Origin of the sequence: Actinomyces ihuae (assembly GCF_001457875.1) — a bacterium.
Classification (GTDB): Bacteria; Actinomycetota; Actinomycetes; order Actinomycetales; family Actinomycetaceae; genus Pauljensenia; species Pauljensenia radingae_A.
Map to the genome: position 1 here is coordinate 711369 of NZ_CZPX01000004.1, position 21144 is coordinate 732512.

The following is a 21144-nucleotide window of genomic DNA, read 5'->3' on the forward strand; positions in this document are numbered from 1 at the left end:
CCTACTTCCCCATCGCCCACACGTTGCGGGCCCGGCGCGCCACGCGCGCAGCACGTTCTTTCCATTCGGAGGGCTCAACCTGCACAACATGTGGGGCAATGTCGATCAGGAAGTGAGTCACCCATTCCTCGTCCCACACTGGCACATCGACACTGAATTCGCTGCCCGAGTCACTCACGACGCTCAGCGGCACGGCGTCAAGAATCCATCGTGCCTCGCTCGTACACGTCATACGCACCATTGCCGAGGGGGACCCATCCGCTGCTGCAGGGTGTGTCACTGGCTGATCGCTGACGCTGATATCGCGCATACGGTCTATCCGAAATGTCCGCTCAGCTGCAGCGTCGTGATCCCAGCCGGTCACTGTCCAGCCGGTTTCGAAACGCTTGATGTTCCACGGGTCAATGGTGCGCTCGCGGTCATGGCCGTCATGCGGGTAGGTGAATCTCACCGCTACTTGGGCAGACAGCGCGCTCAAAATGTCATCGATTCGGGCCTGGTCGCTTCCGGAGGGCGAATAGGCCAGGGATTCTTCAAAGGTCTGCGCGTCACGTGTCACCGCCAGCGCCGTGTGCATGACGTGATCGTGCAGGTCAGGACCCAGGATCGGTGTGAGGGCCTGCAACCCCACAATGATCAGTGCTGCTTCCTCTTCGGTCAGCCTGGGCGGGACGTCTGCGCCGAGCGTCGAATGCATGGCGACGCGTTCTTCACGCGCGTACAGATCCCAGTCAATTTCCAGCGAGGCCCCCGGCAGGGAGTCGCGCACACTGCCCAGCACTTCGATGTCGCGTTGGACCTGCTTGCGTGTGCGACCAAAGTGCTCGGCAATGTCGTTGACCAAGGATCCAGGATGATCACCGATCCAGGCGACCAGTGACAGCAAACGTGCGGCGGCTACTTCTGTGCGTTCAGGCATCGTCACTCCCCCAGCCAGCAGCGGCGTCCAGTCGCGTCATGATCGCTTCGCGCAGCCATTCAGGTGAACGCACCACTACGTGTGAAACGTGTGCGAGGATCGCGCTTATCCATTCGCTGCGTTCGGCGGCCTGTCCGCGATACAGCATCCATCCGTCAGCAACACTCACCTCGCCCTCGCAGCTGCGGGCGCCCTCGGCACGGCACATATCTCGCACTGCCTGCGCCTGTCCGTCTTGAATTGCCAGGGTGGGCGAAACCATGAGGCGTTCGAATGGGTCGCGCAAATTGTCCGGGATAGGGCCGGCGTCTCCGGGTTCTCCCAGCAGCGTGACGCCTGACGTTATGCGGGAGGTACGGAAGAGCCGTGGTTCGTCGCAATCCAAATCCAATCCCCACGCGTACAGGCCGCGTCCTCGCATGATGATGCGCCACGGTTCGATTGCGCGCTCTGAAACGCGGGTGGATTCGTACATGAATGTGATCGGTTGGCGGTTGCGGATCGCGGTGAGAATATCGACGATCATGTGAGCGCCCGACAATCCGACGCTGAGCGGTGCACACGGTTTTCCTGCACCATCGCTGAGGGCACGCAGTTTCGTGGTCAGCATTGCGCCGCGCTCGGCTCCATCCTGCTCGTTCCACGCGCCCAACGCCATGTTGATCAGCGCGCCGTCCACTGCGTCGAACGTGGCGCGACGGTCAGCAAATGAGTCCGGCGAAATCGCATATCGCTCTCCGTGACGGCCGGGCGTGACGGTCATGATGATGCCAATGTCACGAAGAGCGTCCTTGTCGCGTTGGAAGGCGGAACTGAAGGCTTCTTCTGACAGATTTCGATAGCCTTCCAGCCTCCAGATCTGATCGCGTGTGCGCCCCACATCGGACGTGAGTAACTCAAAGAACGTGTTGAGAACGCGGACGTTCGTTGATGACATACTCACTGTTTCAGCCTAGCGGATTGAGTCGCGCCGACATGACGTGGCGGATGGCGTGTGCAGGGTGCGGGGCGCGCGTGAACCGTATGAACGATATCCCCATTCGAACACCCCGTGGGGCGCTGCGATCTGAACCATATGGTTCCCTATCAGATCGGCGGGCTGCCCGGGCACACCAATATGGGCACCCTCGGGCCCCTGCCGTGGCCGGATCGACGCTGTTCAGATACGTGAAGCAGCCAGTTTGGTCACGATGATGGCGCGCGCGCCCTCCGCGTAGAGACGGTCCATCACCGAGTTGATGTTCTCTGCCTTCACCATGACGCGCACGGCGAGCCACTCGGTATTCATCAGGGGCGAAATGGTTGGGGAATTCAGGCCCGGCGTAATCGCAATCGCGGCGTTCAGGTCGCGCTCACGCACGTTGTAGTCGACCAAGACATACGAGCGTGCAACCAGGACGCCTTCCAGGCGTCGGTCGAGCGTCGCAAGCGCTGCGTTATCCCGCATGTCCTCACGGGCAATCAGCAGGGCCTCCGATTGCATCAGAGGGTCACCGAACACTTCCAGGCCGGCTGCGCGAAGCGTACCACCTGTTTCGACGACATCCGCGATCAGGTCGGCAACGCCCAGACGAACTGAGGATTCCACTGCACCGTCAAGGTGGACAACTTCGGCATCGATACCGGCCTCATTCAAGTAGTCTCGCACGAGTTTGTCATAAGAGGTCGCAATGCGGCGCCCGTGTATGTCCTCCAGTGACGTGAACTCACCGGCTGGTCCCGCGAAGCGGAAGGTTGAGCGGGCAAATCCGAGCGCCCGATGCTCCACCGCGCCCGAAGGCGAATCGCGCAGCAAGTCACGCCCGGTGATACCGACGTGAATCGTGCCATGACCAACGTGGACCGCAATATCGCGCGGACGCAAGAAGAAAAACTCGACATCGTTCGCGTGGTCGCTGATCACCAGTTCACGGCCGCGGCGGTGCAGCTGATAGCCCGCCTCGGTGAGCATCGTGATAGCAGGTTCGGACAGTGAGCCCTTGTTGGGCACGGCAATTCGTAGCATGGTGAGTCCTTCGCAGGTGCGGTGCTGTGAGCTTACAGGTGCTTGTAGACGTCTTCGAGCGTCAAGCCCTTCTTGATCATCATGACCTGAGCATGATAGAGCAGCTGAGAGATTTCGAGCGCCAGGTCGTCGTCGGTTTCATATTCGGCTGCCATCCACACTTCAGCCGCTTCCTCGACGACCTTTTTGCCGATGGCGTGGACGCCGCGGTCAAGTTCAGCGACCGTTCCAGATCCCTCAGGACGTGTCTGGGCCTTCTCGGTCAGTTCTGCAAACAGTTCATCAAATGTAGTCACACGATCACATTACTCGAGCAATCAGCGGCTTGCGAACTCGTTCGTCACCGCGGCGTCAACATCGGGAGCCTGCGTGAGCACACCTGCAGTGTCATACAGGAATTGTCCCATCTTGTTCCATCTGTCGAGATCCTGCTTGCCGCTGGCGGCTCCGTTCCCTGTCGTCATCAGCTTGATCGTGGCTTCGAGTACTGCTCGGGCACCCTCGAACGATGCCGGATCGTTCAGCGTGTCATCGTATTTCTTCGTCACCTCCAGAGCGTGCTGAGGATTGTCGGTCGCTCGTTCAATCCCCTGCGTCGTACCGTCCACGATGGCACGCGCCGCATCAGGATGTGCGTCAACCCATTCGCGGGTGCTCACCAGCGTGGCGGACACCAACGGTAAAGCGTCTTGGTCGACGTCAAGGGCGCGCACCTTCATACCATCGAGCCCGAAACGGACCATCTCGTTGTTCGTGAAGACGACGACTGCGTCGACCTGGCCAGCCGCCAGGGCAGCCTGCTGCGTGAAGCCGATCGACACGACGTTGACATCCTGCGTGCTCAACCCAGCGTTGTTCAGGATTGCGAGCAGGCCCAGCCAGTTGGAACCGAATTCGCCGGGGATACCGATACTGTGTCCGCGCAGGTCGTCAATGGAGTCAATGTCGGATTCTTCTGGGACGGCGACAACCACCGGGTAGGTGTGGTAGTAGGAGCCAATGGCAACCACATCCATTCCCTGATCACGAGCCTGCAGTACCTCATCACCCGAGGCAAGCACGACATCTTCTTCACCGGCTGTCAGAGCGGTGAACAGTCCTTCATCGGCGCCGTGATGGCGCAGTGTGACGTTCGCTCCCGCATTTGCGTATACCGCGTCTTCCTCGGCAATGTATGTGGGTGCGAACTGGACGTTGGGAATGTAAGTCAGCCCGAGCGTGACGTCAGTGGGCTCCTGCAAGTCAACTTCGCTTTGGGCATTAGCGGCCGGCGAGGGCGACTCGGAGGAGCTGCAGCCACATAAGGTCACAGCGCTCGCCGCTACCACTAGTGTTGTCAAAGCGCGTATGCCACGTGCCATCAGTAATCCTTCTTTCATCTTGTCAACTGCGGTTATACCGCTTTTCAATCCGGTAGATAACGATGTAAATGCTCATTGCCAACACGCAGAGCACAATGATGGAGACGAACATTCCGGGCGTGTCCATGTTCTGGCGTTGCTGGACAAGAATGCCGCCCATACCGTTGCCCCCCATGACCATCTCCCCCACCACGGCACCGGTCACCGACAGGGTGAAACCGTTGCGCAGGCCAGCCAGGATTGATGGTGCTGCCATTGGAGCTTCAATTTGGCGCAGCATTATCCACCCTGACGCGCCGTCCAGTGAAGCAGCTTCCAGCACGTCCTGGTCAAGGTGACGCAGTCCGACAACGGTGGACACGAGGATCGGGAAAAAGACCACGATCGCGCACAGGGCAATCACTGGGGCCAGGCCGAAGCCGACCCACAGGACCAGCAGGGGTGCCAGTGCGATCGCGGGGATCGCCTGGGTTGCACCCAGGAACGGTTCGACTGCTGCGCGGAACCAATTCACTTTGTAGATCGCGTACGCCAGTGGCAACGCCACAAGGGCACCTGTCGCACAGCCGAGCACTGCTTCGCCTGCGGTGATCAGCACTCGTTGCCACATCCAGGGCTGTGTGAGCAATACCTGTGCTCGCTGGAAGACTTGTGCGGGGCTGGGCAGTCGCCACGGTTCGAGTGAAAAAACAGTGGTGGCCAACGCCCATACGGTCATGATCAGCAGGAGGAAAATGAGGGGTGCGCACACGTTCATCACGCTGCTGATTCCTCGAGCGCCGCGTCGCTGGCTCTGGCTGGTTGCCACCTGTTCGTGTCCTCCGCGCACCGGGGGCTCACGCAGCACAAATGACGAGCGCGTCCGAACGCGCGGTCACGCTTCCTGTGCTCCTCCCATCCGGACTTTCACCGTCGGTACCGGAGTTTCACCGGTTCAGCCACGCGTATGAACGCGCGGGTCGCGGACTCTCACCGCCGGTTCGGACTTACACCGACCCCGGAGCATGTGGCAATTATGGCACGCCAACTGGGAAAAGGAAAACTAGATTCCTCAGCTCAGTGACAGTGCGAACCGGCAAGTTCGCGCAACGTCGCAATCTCCGTGTATGCATCCTCTGCCTTGAAAATCGCCGACCCGGCAACGAAGTTCGTGGCACCAGCCTGTGCGCACTGTTCAATCGTCTGGCGTGACACGCCACCGTCAACCTGAATCGACACGGGCAGGTCAGCCGACCTAATCGCATCACGAGTGCGGCGAATCTTGGGCAGCATTGACTCAAGGAACTTCTGACCACCGAATCCCGGCTCGACCGTCATGATGAGGATCATGTCGAATTCGGACAAGATATCGACGAATGGTGCAATGTCAGTTGCCGGGCGCAGCCCCAGGCCCACACGCGCACCCTGGTGTCGGATCTCGCGCGCAAGCCGAATCGGTGCCGCTGCAGCTTCGACATGGAATGTCACCGACTCACAGCCAGCCTCAGCGTAGGCCGGCGCCCACCGGTCAGGATCCTCGATCATCAGGTGCGCGTCCACCGGCAGGATGCCGGTCTTCACGCAGGCTTCTACAACCGGAAGGCCCCACGTCAGGTTGGGCACAAAGTGATTGTCCATCACGTCAACGTGAGCAATGTCAGCTGAGGAAATCGATTCGAGCTGGCCATGCAGATCAGCAATATCGCAATTGAGAATCGACGGCGAAATAGTCAGATGCATGCTCTCAGGATACCCGTTTCATCAGAGCCATAAACATCGCATCGGTGTCATCACGATGCGGCCACAACTGCAGGGTCGGTCCGTCAGCGCTCAACGGCTCAGGCGAGATACCCGCAGCAACCGGCACAGCATCGATCAGTTCCACGCGTCCCGACTCGCTCAGGCGTCGGACCTGGTCAACAGTTTCCGCACGATGCGGCGAACAGGTGACATACGCAACCACTCCCCCAACGCGAACCAGATCAACAGCCCGGTCCAATAAGTCACGTTGAAGCGCAACCAGAACCGCCAGGTCCCCCTCGGACCTGTGCCAGCGTGACTCCGGGCGACGGCGAAGTGACCCCAGGCCCGTACATGGCGCGTCGACCAGGACGCGATCGAATGAGCCAAGCTGCCACGGTGTTCCCTGCCCGCCGAGCGTGCGCCCATCAGCGGAAATGACCTCGACGTTGGTCAGGCGGGCCGTTGCGCGCTCAACGAGGCGTGCGCGGTGAGTGTGGACTTCGTTTGCCAACAGGTGTGCCCCTCGCTCGGCTCCCTCAGCCGCCAGCAGCGCGGCCTTCCCGCCCGGACCAGCGCACAGGTCAAGCCATGCGGTGTCCGACCCTTCGATCGGCGCGGCGGCAGTGACGAGGGCGGCCAGCTGGGAACCTTCATCCTGCGCACCGGCCAGTCCGCGTCGAACAGAGCCGATGCGTGCCGGGTCGCCCGACTCCAGGACAACAGCAAGCGGCGAACGCGTGCCGGGAGCTACCCGCGTGTGGCATGCATCAATCGCTTCATCAGCCAGGTCCTCCACGTCAATCAGACCCGGGCGGGCAACTAGAGTCACCAGTGGTGCCTCATTATTGGCAGCCAGTGTTTCTTCCAGCTCATCCTTGGAGCAGCCATGAGCTGTCAGGGCGTCGCCCAGTGCCGAAACAATCCAGGTCGGGTGTGAATAACGCACAGCCAGGCGTTCGACCGGATTCTCGATTGCGTCAATGTCCGCGTCGATCTGATCAGCGCCGGTGCGGATAATGGAGCGCAAAACAGCATTGACCATCTTCGCCGGACCGTCAGTGAGGACTTCGCGAGCAAGGTCAACGGTTGCGGCGACGGCCGCATGGTCCGGCACGCGCATGTTGAGGATCTGGTGGGCTCCCATGCGAAGCACCGTGCGCAACGATGGATCGAGCTGGTCGACCGGACGTGTCGAATGGGCGTTGATGATCCAGTCGAGGCGGCCCTGTGCGCGCGTTGTGCCGTAGACCAGTTCAGCGGTAAATGCCGCATCACGCCCGTCGAAGGATGCGAAGTCCTCTTTCGCAGCGCGCAGAGCTTTAGGTAGTGCAAGGTTCGCGAACGCGCCGTCCTGCTCGATCAAATCAAGGACCTCAAACGCGACGAGCCGGGCAGGGTCAACGTTGCGTTTCGCCCGATAACCATCCGCATATCGTCCTGTTGCCATCTCACTCCTCCGTTGCCATAACGCCGACACGTTCCTCGCCGCTGAGGCGTGCCCCACGCGCCCAGGCCGCTGCGTCCATCCAGCCTTTACCTGCTGGTGCGACCTGGCCCAGTCTGACGCACGCGTCAGCGCACCCGACCATGACCTCATGCTTTGTCACCTGCAGCAGACCTGTGCCGAGTGTGGGCTGATCGGTGGGCTCGGCCCCCGCAATCTTGAGACGTTTGCCGTCAGGCAGAACAGTCCATGCACCTGGGTTCGGAGTGAAGGCGCGGATGTGACGCGACACCTCTGCCGCGCTCTGGGTGAAATCAATGAATCCCTGGGCGGGGGTGAGCATGTGAGCATAGGTGACACCATCTGTATCCTGCACGTGTGCTGATGCGCGTCCGTCAGCCAGTGCATCCACCGTGGCCACCATCTGGTCGGCTCCGAGACGTCCCATTCGTTCCAGCAGTTCCCCGGCAGTTTCAGACGGGTCGATCGTGACCGGCAGGCGCGAAAAAACCGGCCCGGTGTCCAGGCCGTCTTCCAGCTGGAAGATACTCGACGCCGTTCGAGCATCACCCGACCAAATCGCATACTGGACCGGGGCAGCTCCGCGCCAGCGCGGCAAATCCGAGAAGTGCAGGTTAACCCACCCCAACCGCGGCATTGTTAAGACAGCAGGCGGAATGATCGCGCCGAATGCAACAACGACGCCAAGGTCGGCGTCATAAGCATCAATGTCGTGCTGAAGCGACGGATCGGTAAAACGTGACGACTCGATCAGCTCGAGGCCATGGTCAGCCGCGTATTGCGCGACAGGTGATGGGAAGGTTTTCTTGCCTCTGCCCCGTCGAGCCGGCGGACGAGTGATGACCGCGACCACGTCATGTTTCGAATCGTTCAACGCCGACAGGGTGGGCACAGCGACGTCAGGAGTTCCAGCAAAAATAATGCGCACAGCTATATTCTAGTGGGTTCGCGAGGCGGCAGCATTCAGGTGCTTCACGATGTCAGCCTGACGTTCGCATTCAGCTACGAGGGGCCCGCTGACACTCTGTTCGATGACTTCGCTGATCGACCGAGTCAAGCGTGAGTGTGCCCGGCGGCGAGCACGGGCTGCTCCTATGCGCACGCCTATCCACGACAGCAGAGCCACGATTACCGTCAGGGCCAGCCCTCCAAGAACGCACCAGGTGGGAATGGGCAGTCCGCGCCACATCGGCACGTCCCACTGGATCATGAGGAACTGGTCGGCCCCACGCACCGCCAGGATCCACAACACTCCGACCAGTGCCATCAGCCATCCGATGCCTTGGAGGATCGCGCTCGCACGCCACCAGGTACGTCGTTCTTGCAGGCCAAAATCGGTTCCGGCAACAGCCTGGTCGAGCCGTGTGGTGACGCTTTCGGCACGTTCGCGGGCTAGTTCACGTACGCGGCGCTGCCACACCTGCGGTCTGCCGTGCGCAATCTGCCCGGCAATGGTTCGCACGCCAGAATTCAATTTGGCACGGGCGACGGGTGTTGCTTCGGGCACAGATGACACTGATGATTCCGCGCTTTCCAGATGGAGGCGTGCCAGCGGGTCGGATTTGAATCGGGCAAGCAGACGGAACGGAAGCCAGCCGCACACTTTCTGAGCACGGTGACGATACCCCGCATCAACAGCTGACGTCACGTGTCCCACACCTGCAGCGCCCGCTGCAACATTAACCAGCTGTAAGGTCAGGTTCTTCGGCACCTTCGGCAGTTCAGCAGTTTCAATCTCCAGGTCCCGGCGCGCCACATCAACGGCTTCATCCAGGACGGCGCCAACACGTTCAGCCTGCTGACGCACAATACGTGCGCGCTCAGAGATCATCGAGCGAACCGCATCAATGCCCTCCCCTGTCACCGACGAGGCACCCACCAGCTTCATGCCGGCTGCCTGATCAGCTTCCAGGAGACGACAAATGTCCGCTTCGATCTGGCTACGATCAGTCGGCGAGAGCTGGTCGACGTGCGTGAGCACCATACACGCCGGCGCACCGTAGGCAGCGAAACGCGCAATCCACTGCGAATGGATAACGTGGTCGGCATACTTTTGCGGATCAACGACCCATACGATCAGGTCAACGCGGGACGCAAGACGCTCGGTGAGCGCCACATTGTCCTGCTGGATAGAGTCGATATCAGGCAGATCAACCAGGGCCACACTTTCCGGAAGGCCGGCGCCCGACGGGATCATGACCTGCTCGCGCACGCCCATCCATTCGACCAGTTCAGGTGCACGCGTGCCCGCGCCGATAGCGGCCAGAGCCTGTGTGGTGGTGGGACGGCGTACGCCAACCTGCGCGATGTCGTGCCCCAGGATCGCGTTAAAAAGCGACGACTTGCCTGACCCGGTTGCTCCCACGAACGCAACCACGGTCGTGTCAGGATCGAGCCCTGTGCGTTCGTGTGCGCGCAGCAAGCAATCCGCGACGCGGTCCACGCATTCATTGGACACATCCGGTCCGGCTAGCTCCATAGCGGAGGCAATATGATCCACGCGTTCGGCAGGGTTGGAGAGACCACGGGTCATTATCCGGCTCCTACCGACCATTGTTGGCTCGCCTGCGCAATCGCCTCGGTCAGGCGCGCGTAGTCACCTGCTTCGGGCAGAGCGTCGCGCGCCGGCTGCAGGATTTGGGCGATCTCCTGATCGGCTGCCTCCACGAGGTTGCGGTGCGCCTTCTTGGCCATGTCACGCACCGCCTGGTCGCCGAAAATCGCTTCGAGCAGTTTGTGCGCCACGGCCGCGGTTGCACCAGCTACACCCACTTCAGCTCCGGTCAGTCCACCCGTTGACGCAAAAATGACGATCATCAGCGCCACGCCCACCACGTTGACACCAATGGCCATCATCTGGGCTCCGGCGCGCTTGGACTGGCCCTCGCTGCGCACCATCGCAAGCAGTTCGCGCTGCCATTGATTCGCGACGCGCTGAGCACGCTCGGACGGATCCAACGCCGTCATGATTGACGAGGGCGACGCGCCTACCAGTGCCGGATCAGTGCGCGACAGCTCGGCCACCTGGTCACTCACGTCAGCAAATTCATCTGCCAGCAAGCTGGTCAAGCCAGCTTCAATGGCATCTTCAACAGGTTCGGACGGGGTCGGGCGCCCTCGAAAGAAGGCAGAAATGCGGTCACGCAGACGCGAAATGCCTCGCGACAGTATGCGCGTGAAATCTGCTGCGCCGACAACTTCCTGCCAGCGGGCCAGCACCTCACCACGCAGCAGCGTGCCGTCGGCAGTGCCCTGGCGGACACGACGCCCGGCAGCCTCCCCGATCCGGTCTATACGCTCCACAGTTGCCTCAACGGCGCCGCGTTCCTCGTCGAGAGCCTGGCTGACTGCGCCGGCCGATTCGATCACCTCTCGCACCGATCCGCGGATCGCCTGCTGAGCCAGTTCGCTGCGGCGTTCGGCGTCTGCACCCAGTGCGTGTAGTCGGTCAACGAGCGGCTGGACGGCATCGCGGGGCAGCAAGCCGTCCTCGAGCGCCTGTTCATCGATAGCGAGCACCGGGGCGTTGCCAAGGCCGCGCTCGGACAATAATGCATTCAGGTCGGCCGCAACCTCCTGGGTTGCCCCAGGCGGAATGCGGTTGAGGACGATCACCGTCTCGATGCCGCGACTTCCGGCCTCTTCGAGCACCTGCCACGGCACGGCATCCGCGTAGCGGGCCGCAGTCGTGACGAAAATCCACAGGTCAGCCGCGTCGAGCAGTTGACGAGCCAAGGCACGATTGTCGTCCACGACCGAATCAAGATCAGGTGCATCGATAACGCCGACACCGTGGGGAATGGCTTCGAGGGCGCGCACACGTAGCGAGTGAGGATGTGATTCGCGCTCAGGATCAGCATCCGCCTCTTCACGCCTGCGCGTCAGGGAGGTGAGAATCCGGTTCGAGTCGAACCACATGGCATCGCTGGGATTGTGCAGCAGGAGCGGGTCGCGTGTCGTGGGACGTACGGCTGACGACGCCGACACTGCGTACCCAACCATCGTGTTGACCAGGGTGGATTTCCCGGCCCCCGTAGATCCGCCGATCACGCACAGAATGGGTGCCTGGGCATGTTCGAGGCGCGGGATCACATGATCGTCGAGGCGCCGCAGGGCTCGAGCCTGTTCACTACGTGCACGGCGGGCTGACGGCGTTTCGACATTGATCGACACGTCCGCCAACGCATCACGCATTTCACGCGCACTGTGCAGTGGTGAACGCTCCATAGTCAGCCTAGTCCTCCTGTGTGGCCGACGCGATGCGCGGATGCATATCCTCTGCCGGAGGCATCCATGTCTCGCAATCGGCTTCGACCTGGTCACCCGATCGAATGTCCTTGACAGTGTCACCTTCCGAGGCGCCCGGGAACCAGACGAATGGTATTCCTAATCGATCAGCGTAGCGGATCTGTTTGCCGAATTTGGCCGCTGTAGGCGCAACATCGGTGGGAATACCGCGTGAACGCAGGGTCGCTGCGATCCGGTTGGAGTGCCCGCGGTCTTCCTCGTTCATGACGGCGACGACCACCGCGGCCGGTGAGGTACGCGTGGCGGTCACCATTGGCTGCGCGATCATGCGGGAGACGAGACGAGAGACACCAATGGACAGCCCGACGCCCGGGTAGCTACGTTTGCCGTCCGATGCCAGAGAATCGTAGCGCCCACCTGAGCAGATCGATCCCAGTGACGGGTGTTCGGTCAGCACTGTTTCGTAGACCGATCCAGTGTAGTAGTCCAGTCCGCGCGCAATCTTCAAGTCAGCAAAGACAGCGCCGGGCATGCGCTCATGAGCGTCACTAATCAGCGCACACAGCTCATCCAGCCCCTCGCGCAAAATGTCGTTGGACAGTTCCAACGCGTCAATACCCTCGCGAAGCTCGGCCACATCATCGGTGTGGATCTGCGCCATTGTCAGCAGGGTGCGTGCCTGGTCGCCTGAGATTCCGGCTTCTGCCAGTTCCTCGGTCACACCCTCGGGCCCAATCTTGTCCAGCTTGTCCAAACCGCGCAGCGCTGCGTCAACGTCGCCAACTCCGAGCGCTTCGCATACGCCCTGAACGACCTTGCGGTTGTTGGCCAGGATCTTGAACGGGCCGATGGGCAGTGAGGACAGTGCTTCGGCCATCACGAGCGGCAGGTCGACCTCGAAGTGGAACGGCAATGCACCGTTGCCGACGATGTCGATATCGGCCTGAGTGAATTCGCGGAAACGTCCTTCCTGCGGACGTTCGCCGCGCCAGACTTTTTGAATCTGGTAGCGCTTGAACGGAAAATGCAGGTCGTTGACGTTATCCAGGACGTATCGGGCCAGCGGAACGGTCAGGTCGAAGTGCAGTCCGATCCTGCGGTCCTTATCGGTGTGTTCGCCTTTCTCGAGTCCCTGGAGACGTTCAAGCAGGTACACCTCTTTGGAGGTTTCCCCTTTGGACAGCAGCGAGTCGAGGGTTTCGACGGCTCGGGTTTCAATGTTGGAAAACCCGTGGAGTTCGAACACATGACGCAGCGAATCGAGCACATGCAGCTCGATCAGCCGGCCCTCAACGCTCCATTCGGGAAATCCAGACAATTTTGTCCGTGCCATCGTATGTGTCCTTCGATTCTTTTACTCTGTGTCTAGCCTTCGCGTCGTGCGCGCGCAACGTACTGATTGGTCTGAAGTTCGTGTGCCCACGTCGTCAGTGGCCCGTGCCCCGGGATCATGACCGTTCGCGGATCAATGGCGTTGGCCATGGTGCGAAGCGTATGTTTCATTTGGCGTTCGTCTCCACCGGGCAGGTCGGTGCGTCCAACCGACCCGGCAAAGATCACGTCAGCACTCAGCGCCCACGGAATTGGATCGTCATGCTGCCACAGGATTGTGCCCTCGTGGTCCGCGATATTGACGTCGCACTCCCCCAGGAACAATGCCGACCCCTCTGTGTGGCCTGGCGCAGGAAGCATCTGCAGCCAGATGCCGGGCTGGATTTCGAACGTGTCAGAAGGCACGTCGCGCAGATCTTCCGGCTTGTGCCACGTCAGGTCCATGCCGCTCGGTTTCATCGGCAGATACGACATCGGGTCATCCATGCGGTATCTGTCAGGACCAGGGATCCACACCGGTGCGGGCGCGTCAGGTGCCCATGAGGCCACCTCGTGAGCATCCCAGACATGATCAGGATGACCGTGAGTGCACAGAACGGCGCCCACCTGAGCATCAGCGCGATCCAGTGCCCCGCGGATCTGGTCGCACACACCTGCCGACGGGTCAACCACTACGACGTTCGCTTCTGCGTCGGGCTGAAGCACGATGCAGTTAGCCCCGAAAAACGGGGTCGGTATGACAGTGATGAGCACGCGTCACTCCATTGACGAGCGGATCTGATCCAACCACGCAGTCTTCGTTGCCAGTGTTTCGCGCAACGACTGTACCTGATCGGAATTTCCGGCGCTTTCGGCCTTCTCGATGTCGGCTTTCAGTCGGTCGAGCTGTTCTTCCAGCTGCCCCAGCATGCCTTCGGCGCGGGCACGTGTCTCCGGGTTCGAGCGCTTCCACTCGCGTTCTTCAGCCTGGCGCACCGCATCCTCCACGGCGCGCATCCGGCCTTCAACCTGGCCGACGTGGGCCGATGGCACGCGGCCAATCTCATCCCACTGGTCCTGGATGGCGCGCAAACGAGGCTTGACAGCGTCCATGTCTTCGATCGGCAAGAGCGCCTCGGCCTGCTCCAGCAGCGCTTCCTTGGCCTTGAGGTTTTCTTCAGATTCGGCATCTGCTGCTTCATCCTTGGCGCGGCGCGCATCGAAGAACACCTGCTGCGCTGTCCTGAAACGTGCCCACAACGCATCGTCTTCCTTGCGAGACGCGCGAGGCGCTGCCTTCCAGCGATCCATCAGGTCCCGGTAGGCCGACGAGGTTGGCCCCCAGTCCGTTGAATTCTGAAGGGCTTCAGCTTCAGCAATCAGCCCTTCCTTCACGCGACGCGCCTCAGTCTGCTTCTGGTCAAGTGCCGAGAAGAACTGGCGACGATGACGGTCAAAAACAGTGCGTGCACTGGAAAAACGCTTCCAGAGCTCATCTTCGGTGGATTTGTCCAAGCGTGGCCCCTTGCGCTGTAAAGTCTTCCACTCTTCAAGCAAGTCACGCAGTGCCTGTCCTGAATGCTTCCAGTGGGTGCGTTCTGGGTCCTGTTGAGAAATTTCTTCGGCCCGCTCGACCACGCTGGTGCGATCTGCAATGGCCTGTTCGCGAGCAGCCTGGCGCTCGGCCTTGGCTTGAACCTTGCGCTCCTCACCAGCCTGAGCGGCCTTGTCGACGCGCTCACGCAACGCGGGTAGGTCACCGATTGCTGCCGGCTCCGCAACGGCCTCACGCAGCGTGGCTACGGTTTGGTCGATGTCGCGTGCCCCCAGGTGAGGCAGACGGTCTTCAAAAAGGCGGATCGTGGCTTCCAAGTCGCTGTAGCGCCGCTCGTACAGTTCGAACGGGTTGTCCGGAGCGCCCTCCGGGTAGGATCCGATGAGGCGTTCGCTCTCACCGTCAGTGACGTAGATATTTCCTTCAGTGTCCATTCGCCCGAACTCGGTACGAGCAGGTTCGGATGCGGTTTCCGGGGAGCCAGTGGATGGCTGCTGTGGATTAGGCGAGATAGTCACGATCTTCCTTCTCGGGACGTGGATGGACCGATCCATCCGTGCGCGGTTATGTGTCTTGACTGACACTTCCTTATCCTACGCAAAATCACGCTCGAGGGGCGAACTGTCGGTCTCCTCGTTCACGATTCGTCTGCACGGGATTCACGCGCACGTTTCCGGGTGCCCGTCACGCGACGCGCCTCAAAAACACCATCAACACGTCTGAGAGCAGATAAAACGGCGTTCAGATGTGCCATGTCCGCAAGTTCGAATGTGAAGCGCGTAGAGGCCACCTGGTCAGCCGACGTCGACATTGATCCGGTCAGAATATTGACCGAATAATCCGACAGGACCTTCGTCAGATCCGACAGCAATCCAGCCCGATCCAGTGAACGCAATTCAATTTGGACGCGGTACTGCGCGTTCGAACGGTTCGTATCCCACGAGACATCAATGAGACGTTCAGGGTGGAGCTCTTCCAGACGGGCTGCGTTCAAACAGTCACTGTGGTGGACGGAAACACCTTGCCCACGTGTGATGAACCCCATAATCGGGTCGCCGGGCACCGGCGAACAGCATCGGGCCAGCTTCACCCAGATGTCATTGGAACTCATTCCAGACACCACGATGCCCACATCCGAGGTCGCCTTGCGTGTGCGCGTATCGCCTGGTGTGATGCCTTCAGCAAGCGTCTCTTCAGTGCCGGCTCCCCCGCCCAGGTTCTCCACCAGTTTGGACACGACATTGTGGGCAGACAGGTGGTTCTCTCCTACTGCCGCGTACAGACCCGACACGTCCTGGTAACCCAGGTCAGTTGCCACCGACAGGATCGATTCATGATTCATCAGGCGCTGCAGAGGCAGGTTCTGTTTGCGCATCGCGCGCGCCAGTGCTTCCTTGCCGGCTTCGATGGCTCCCTCACGGCGTTCGCGCGAGAACCACGATTTGATTTTCGATCGTGCACGAGGGGACGCCACAAATGCCAACCAGTCATGAGACGGGCCGGCCTTTTCTGACTTCGAGGTGATGATTTCACACGTGTCGCCCGATTCCAGCTGCGTATCAAGAGGAACGAGGCGGGCGTTGACGCGTGCACCGACAGTGTGATGGCCGACCTCGGTGTGGACGGCGTAGGCAAAGTCGACGGGTGTGGCGTGTGCAGGCAGCACGACAACTTCGCCTCGCGGGGTGAACACGTAGACTTCTTCGCCGGCAATTTCGTAGCGCAGCGAGTCGAGGAACTCTTCCGGGTCACCTGTTTCCCGTTCCATTTCCACCAGAGCGCGCAACCAATTCATTTGCTCATTGGTGCTCATTGCGTCGGACGTGCCCGATGTTGCGTTCGGGTTCTCCTTGTACTTCCAGTGAGCGGCTACGCCATTTTCGGCACGCTCGTGCATCTCATATGTACGTATCTGGATTTCCACCGGCTTGCCGCCCGGCCCGACCACCGTCGTGTGCAGCGATTCGTAGAAGTTGAACTTCGGCATGGCGATGTAATCCTTGAACCTGCCCGGAATCGGATTCCACCTGCCGTGCATTGCGCCCAAAACGGCGTAACAGTCTTTGACACTGTCAACAAGGACTCGCACCGCCACCAGATCGAAAATCTCATCGAACGCTTTGCCGCGCACAATCATCTTCTGGTAAATCGAATAGTGGTTCTTCGGGCGCCCGCCGACCGTTCCGCGAATTCCGGCGCGCCGCAGATCCTCTTCGATCTGCGCGATCACGTCACGCAGATAGGTTTCGCGGCGCGGTGTGCGCTGTTGAACAAGCCGGTCAATCTCTTCGTAGATTTCCGGCAGCATCGTCTTGAATGACAGCTCTTCAAGCTCCCACTTGATCGTGTTCATGCCCAGGCGGTGGGCAAGCGGCGCATAAATCTCCAGCGTCTCTTTCGCCTTGCGTTTGGCGGATTCAGGCGAGACGTACTTCCACGTGCGCGCATTGTGCAGGCGATCTGCAAGCTTGATCAGCAGCACGCGGATATCCCGACTCATCGCCACGATCATCTTGCGCAGTGTCTCGGACTGGGCTGCGGTGCCATAGCGGATCTTGTCGAGCTTGGTGACACCGTCGACCAGCAGTGCGATTGACTCACCAAAGTCAGCGGTGAGCTGCTCAACCGTGTAATCCGTGTCCTCAACCGTGTCATGCAGCAGCGCCGCCACCAGCGTTGGCGTCGTCATGCCCATTTCAGCCAGAATCGTCGCCACTGCGACGGGATGAGTGATGTACGGTTCGCCAGATGCGCGTTTTTGGCCTCTGTGGTGAACTTCAGCCGTCTCATAGGCACGCTCGATAATTGAGATATCTGCTTTCGGGTGGTTGGCGCGCAAGGCACGCACCAATGGTTCAATCTCAGGTGCGGTCGTGCGCCCTCGCGAACCAAACCAGACCAGTCCCGACCGCACAAAGGACCCTGCCGACGGCGCTTTCGGCCTGCTCGGTGGTTTAGTTCTCTCACTCACACAGTCATCATAGGCTCAGGCGCGCCCCCACGTGTGAGGAAGCGCGCCTGAGCTGGAAAGTTACCGGGTGATGTCAGACAGACAGTGCCACTGCAGACTGCACATCCAGGCCCTCAAGCTTGTCTCGGCCCTTCAATTCCGTCAGTTCCAGGAGGACCGCCACACCTGCAACCTCGGCCTTGCACTGCTCAAGCAGATTCACCGAGGCACGTGCCGTGCCGCCGGTCGCCAGCACGTCGTCAATGATCAGGACGCGTTGTCCCTCTACGACAGAGTCCGGGCGAAGCTCCATGCGAGCGATGCCGTATTCGATGGAGTAATCCTCACCGATCACCGGTCCGGGCAGTTTGCCGGCCTTACGAATCGTGATCATACCGATGCCCATACGTGTCGCCATCGGTGCAGCCAGGACGAAGCCTCGTGACTCCAGGCCTGCGATAGCGTCAATGCGTCCCTCGTAGTGCTCGCAGAGCAGATTGATAGTTTCCTGGAACGCCGGGCCGTTGGCCAGCAGCGGTGTGATGTCGTGGAAGAGGACGCCTTCCTGCGGGAAACCGGGGACGTCACGCATATTGTCGACGACCAGTTTCTTGATGCGCGTTCCGAGTTCTTCTGTCATTTGCGCTTACGCTTCTTTCGTTGAGGTTGAGCATCATTGCCAAGACGGTGCCCAGGGATGACCGGTCGCGCCGCCACAGCGTGTGCCTGAACACTGTCGGATGTTGGGGCGTGGTCACCCTCGTCAGTCGAATCGATTGAGCGTTGCCTGGCGACGATGGTGTTGTGTTCACGGGCGCGTGAGCGACGCTCCTCCAGCATGACCAACAGCGGCGAGGCGATAAATATCGACGAGTAGGTACCCACAATCATTCCGACGAACAGTGCCAGAGCAATATCCGTTAGCGTGCCCGCACCCAGAAGAACAGTACCGATCACGAGGATCGCTCCCACCGGCAGAAGTGCGACAACGGAAGTGTTAATGGAACGCACCATCGTCTGGTTGACGGCGAGATTGACCAGTTCGCCATATGTGTAGCGCTTCTGCTCCCACACGTTCTTCGTCAGGCCGCGCACGTTGTCGAAAACGACCACCGTGTCATACAGGGAGTATCCCAAAATGGTCAGGAAGCCAATGACGGTTGCAGGCGAGACTTCGACTCGAGTGATCGCGAAGAACGCGACGGTCAGGGCCACGTCGTGCAGCAGAGCCGTCATAGCAGAGATTGACATGGTCCACGAGCGGAAGTACACCGTCATCAAGGCGGTGATGACCGCCAGGAAGATGACCAGAGACTGCAGTGCCTTCCCGGTAACGTCTTTACCCCATGACGGGCCGATCGACGAGGACTGGACATCATCTGCGGATATATCGTATGCCTCTGCCAGCGCGTCGCGAACTTGCGCTGTCTGGTTGGGGTCCAGTGACGGTGTCTGGACGCGGATACCGTTCTGACCCAGATTCGACACGCGCACGTCGGTCACGCCCGCGGATTTGGCTGCATCATATGCAAGCTGCTGTTCACTTTGGCTAATGCCGATCATGGAGAATTGCGAACCACCGGTGAATTCGATGGATTGACGCAATCCCAGCACTGACACGAGGAGCGCACAGACAACCAGCGTGATGCCGGCCGCGTACACGAAAATCTTGCGGTTCGGGACGATCCGATAGGATTTCTCGCCCGCATACAGGGCGTTTCCCCACTGGGCGTAACTTCTCATCGTGCTTCCTCCTGCTTAGCCGCAGCGGCTTGTTCTCGGCGCTGCTCAGCAAGCGATTTACGGGTGCCGACCGCTGTGCTCCCCGATGGCGTTGATACTGACTTCGTCTTGCGCACATCAGTGCGTGCACGCGCCGCGTAGATGGCACTGGACTTTGCACCGAGGTGTTCGGGATCCAAACCGGACAGCTTGTGGCCTTCACCGAAAAATGGGATGCGGATGAGCAGCTCCATCATCGGGTGCGTGAAGAAGAAGATCACCGCAAGGTCAACCACCGTCGTCACGCCCAATGTGAAGGCGAATCCCTGCAGGCCACCCACCGCGAGCATGTACAGCACCACGGCGGCCACGAGGTTCACCGCGTCCGAAATCATGATGGTGCGTTTGGCCCGCTCCCATCCTTCGTCGACGGCTGCCACGAGCGGGCGACCGTCACGCACCTCGTCGCGGATGCGTTCGAAGTAGACGATGAACGAGTCAGCGGTGACGCCAACTGCAACGATCAGGCCAACTACGCCAGGCAGTGAGAGGCGATATTCCATCAGCCATGACAGCAACGTGATGACCAGGTAGGTGATCACGCCCGCCATCAGGAGTGAACCGATCGAGATGATCGACAGGCCTCGGTACTGCCAGATCATGAACAGGACAACCAGGATCAGACCGATCAGACCGGCCCACAGACCCTTGGCCAGGTGATCGGATCCGAGCGTTGCAGAGATCTGCTGCTCGGACTGGACGGTGAAGTCCAATGGCAGTGAACCGAAGTTCAGCTGATTGGCCAGTGCCTTGGCACTGGTTGGCGTGAAATTACCGCTGATCTTGGCATGACCGTCAGTGATTGCTGCATTCATCGACGGTGAGGTAATCACCCTATTGTCAAGGACGACTGCGAAGCGGTTACGCGTGGGATCAGAATTCTGGAAGCCGACCAGACGAGTTGACGCTTCCTTGAATGCTTTGGTACCGACTGAGTCGAATTCGAGGCTCACAACCCACTCGCCTGTTGCCTGCCCCGTCTGGTTGTAGTCCATTGCGGCCTGGGCTGAATTCAGGTTCTCACCTTTGACATCGATCGGGCCAAGCAGGAATTTTTGGGTTCCGTCAACCGAGCACGTGGCATAAGGCTTGTCGGGATCACCGGGAGTGGTCTGGGTGCGTGCCTCAGTCGACATGCAGTCCAGGGTCAGGAAGTCGAACACGACCTGCTCGGTCATCCATGCCGAGTCCGAGTTGTTCTCCGGTGTGGTCGCCGGCTCGGTGCTCAGTTTCCCATCCTTATCCTGGTCGGCAGCCTGGCGGGCCTCATCCTCGGACATGGCCGTGGAGACAAGGGTTTGCGACTGCGGCTGGTCGGCTGCATCTCCAGACTGCGCGCTGCCGGCTCCCGACTGGCCGGAATCGCCGCTTTGAGCCGCTTCCAGTTGTTGCCTGGGTGCAACTGCGGCACCGACCTGCAGCACTGGACGGAAGTCCATCTGAGAAGATGAGCGGATCAGATTCAGCGTCTCCTCTGAGGGACGGCCAGGCAGCGAGACCACAATGTTGTTCGAACCCATTGAGGTGATTTCCGATTCGGAGACACCCGAGGCGTCCACGCGGTTACGGATAATGTTGATCGCCTCAGTGATGTCCTCATCAGTAATATTGCGGTCGTCTTCGCCTGTCGTATTCGGCGTCAGAATCAGCTGGGTTCCACCTTCGAGGTCCAGAGCCAGCTTCGGATGGAGTGTTGCACCTTGAGTTGCGCGTCCGATCAGCAGTGCTGCGATGCCGATAGCGACCACAACAAAGAGCGCGACAAGTGTGCGCACCGGGCGACGTTTCTTATTAGCCACAGTGATGGAGTCCTTGGTCAATGAAGT

The 21144-nt window shown here is 60.2% G+C and carries 18 protein-coding genes and 1 riboswitch; all 18 genes read right to left on the minus strand.

The window, feature by feature from the left end; translation table 11 throughout:
- Window position 1: 1 nt before the first annotated feature.
- Window positions 2-919: a helix-turn-helix transcriptional regulator gene (locus tag BN3002_RS04370; RefSeq protein ID WP_058236758.1), complete on the minus strand. Its 918-nt coding sequence runs from the start codon at window positions 917-919 to the stop codon at window positions 2-4.
- Entirely contained in the window at window positions 912-1856 is a 945-nt protein-coding gene (locus BN3002_RS04375; RefSeq protein ID WP_058236759.1) for a helix-turn-helix transcriptional regulator, read from the minus strand. Before BN3002_RS04375 ends, BN3002_RS04370 begins: the two co-directional genes overlap by 8 nt.
- Before the next feature lie 222 nt (window positions 1857-2078).
- Window positions 2079-2924 carry an ATP phosphoribosyltransferase gene (gene hisG, locus BN3002_RS04380; RefSeq protein WP_058236760.1) on the minus strand — a complete coding sequence of 282 codons (846 nt, stop codon included), beginning with the start codon at window positions 2922-2924 and terminating at the stop codon, window positions 2079-2081.
- Between the two features lie 32 nt (window positions 2925-2956).
- Window positions 2957-3220: a phosphoribosyl-ATP diphosphatase gene (locus BN3002_RS04385; RefSeq protein ID WP_058236761.1), complete on the minus strand. Its 264-nt coding sequence runs from the start codon at window positions 3218-3220 to the stop codon at window positions 2957-2959.
- 21 nt (window positions 3221-3241) lie between these two features.
- Window positions 3242-4285 carry an ABC transporter substrate-binding protein gene (locus BN3002_RS04390; RefSeq protein WP_157843505.1) on the minus strand — a complete coding sequence of 348 codons (1044 nt, stop codon included), beginning with the start codon at window positions 4283-4285 and terminating at the stop codon, window positions 3242-3244.
- Window positions 4286-4307: 22 nt separating this feature from the next.
- A complete protein-coding gene (locus tag BN3002_RS04395; protein ID WP_058236912.1) occupies window positions 4308-5042 on the minus strand; it encodes an ABC transporter permease in 735 nt (244 codons plus the stop codon).
- 125 nt (window positions 5043-5167) lie between these two features.
- A riboswitch (FMN riboswitch) is annotated at window positions 5168-5294 on the minus strand.
- Window positions 5295-5341: 47 nt separating this feature from the next.
- Window positions 5342-6004 carry a ribulose-phosphate 3-epimerase gene (gene rpe, locus BN3002_RS04400; protein WP_058236763.1) on the minus strand — a complete coding sequence of 221 codons (663 nt, stop codon included), beginning with the start codon at window positions 6002-6004 and terminating at the stop codon, window positions 5342-5344.
- A gap of 4 nt (window positions 6005-6008) precedes the next feature.
- Complete coding sequence (locus BN3002_RS04405) at window positions 6009-7454, minus strand: transcription antitermination factor NusB (RefSeq protein ID WP_058236764.1); 1446 nt, start codon at window positions 7452-7454, stop codon at window positions 6009-6011.
- A 1-nt stretch (window position 7455) separates the two neighbouring features.
- On the minus strand, window positions 7456-8400 hold the full coding sequence (fmt, locus tag BN3002_RS04410) for a methionyl-tRNA formyltransferase (protein ID WP_058236765.1): 945 nt from the start codon (window positions 8398-8400) through the stop codon (window positions 7456-7458).
- A gap of 9 nt (window positions 8401-8409) precedes the next feature.
- Window positions 8410-10005, minus strand: coding sequence for a GTPase family protein (locus BN3002_RS04415; RefSeq protein ID WP_058236766.1), 1596 nt, complete (start codon window positions 10003-10005; stop codon window positions 8410-8412).
- Entirely contained in the window at window positions 10005-11699 is a 1695-nt protein-coding gene (locus BN3002_RS04420; RefSeq protein ID WP_058236767.1) for a dynamin family protein, read from the minus strand. Before BN3002_RS04420 ends, BN3002_RS04415 begins: the two co-directional genes overlap by 1 nt.
- A gap of 7 nt (window positions 11700-11706) precedes the next feature.
- Window positions 11707-13053: a histidine--tRNA ligase gene (gene hisS / locus BN3002_RS04425; RefSeq protein ID WP_058236768.1), complete on the minus strand. Its 1347-nt coding sequence runs from the start codon at window positions 13051-13053 to the stop codon at window positions 11707-11709.
- A gap of 32 nt (window positions 13054-13085) precedes the next feature.
- Window positions 13086-13805, minus strand: coding sequence for an MBL fold metallo-hydrolase (locus BN3002_RS04430; RefSeq protein ID WP_058236769.1), 720 nt, complete (start codon window positions 13803-13805; stop codon window positions 13086-13088).
- A 3-nt stretch (window positions 13806-13808) separates the two neighbouring features.
- Entirely contained in the window at window positions 13809-15140 is a 1332-nt protein-coding gene (locus BN3002_RS04435; RefSeq protein WP_082628523.1) for a DUF349 domain-containing protein, read from the minus strand.
- Window positions 15141-15223: 83 nt separating this feature from the next.
- The gene (locus BN3002_RS04440; protein WP_307781416.1) at window positions 15224-17557 is read right to left on the minus strand and encodes a RelA/SpoT family protein; all 2334 of its coding nucleotides are present in this window, start codon (window positions 17555-17557) and stop codon (window positions 15224-15226) included.
- Window positions 17558-17630: 73 nt separating this feature from the next.
- Window positions 17631-18176: an adenine phosphoribosyltransferase gene (locus BN3002_RS04445; RefSeq protein ID WP_058236772.1), complete on the minus strand. Its 546-nt coding sequence runs from the start codon at window positions 18174-18176 to the stop codon at window positions 17631-17633.
- A complete protein-coding gene (gene secF / locus BN3002_RS04450) occupies window positions 18173-19279 on the minus strand; it encodes a protein translocase subunit SecF (RefSeq protein ID WP_058236773.1) in 1107 nt (368 codons plus the stop codon). Before secF ends, BN3002_RS04445 begins: the two co-directional genes overlap by 4 nt.
- Window positions 19276-21117 carry a protein translocase subunit SecD gene (secD, locus tag BN3002_RS04455; RefSeq protein WP_058236774.1) on the minus strand — a complete coding sequence of 614 codons (1842 nt, stop codon included), beginning with the start codon at window positions 21115-21117 and terminating at the stop codon, window positions 19276-19278. Before secD ends, secF begins: the two co-directional genes overlap by 4 nt.
- Between the last annotated feature and the right edge of the window lie 27 nt (window positions 21118-21144).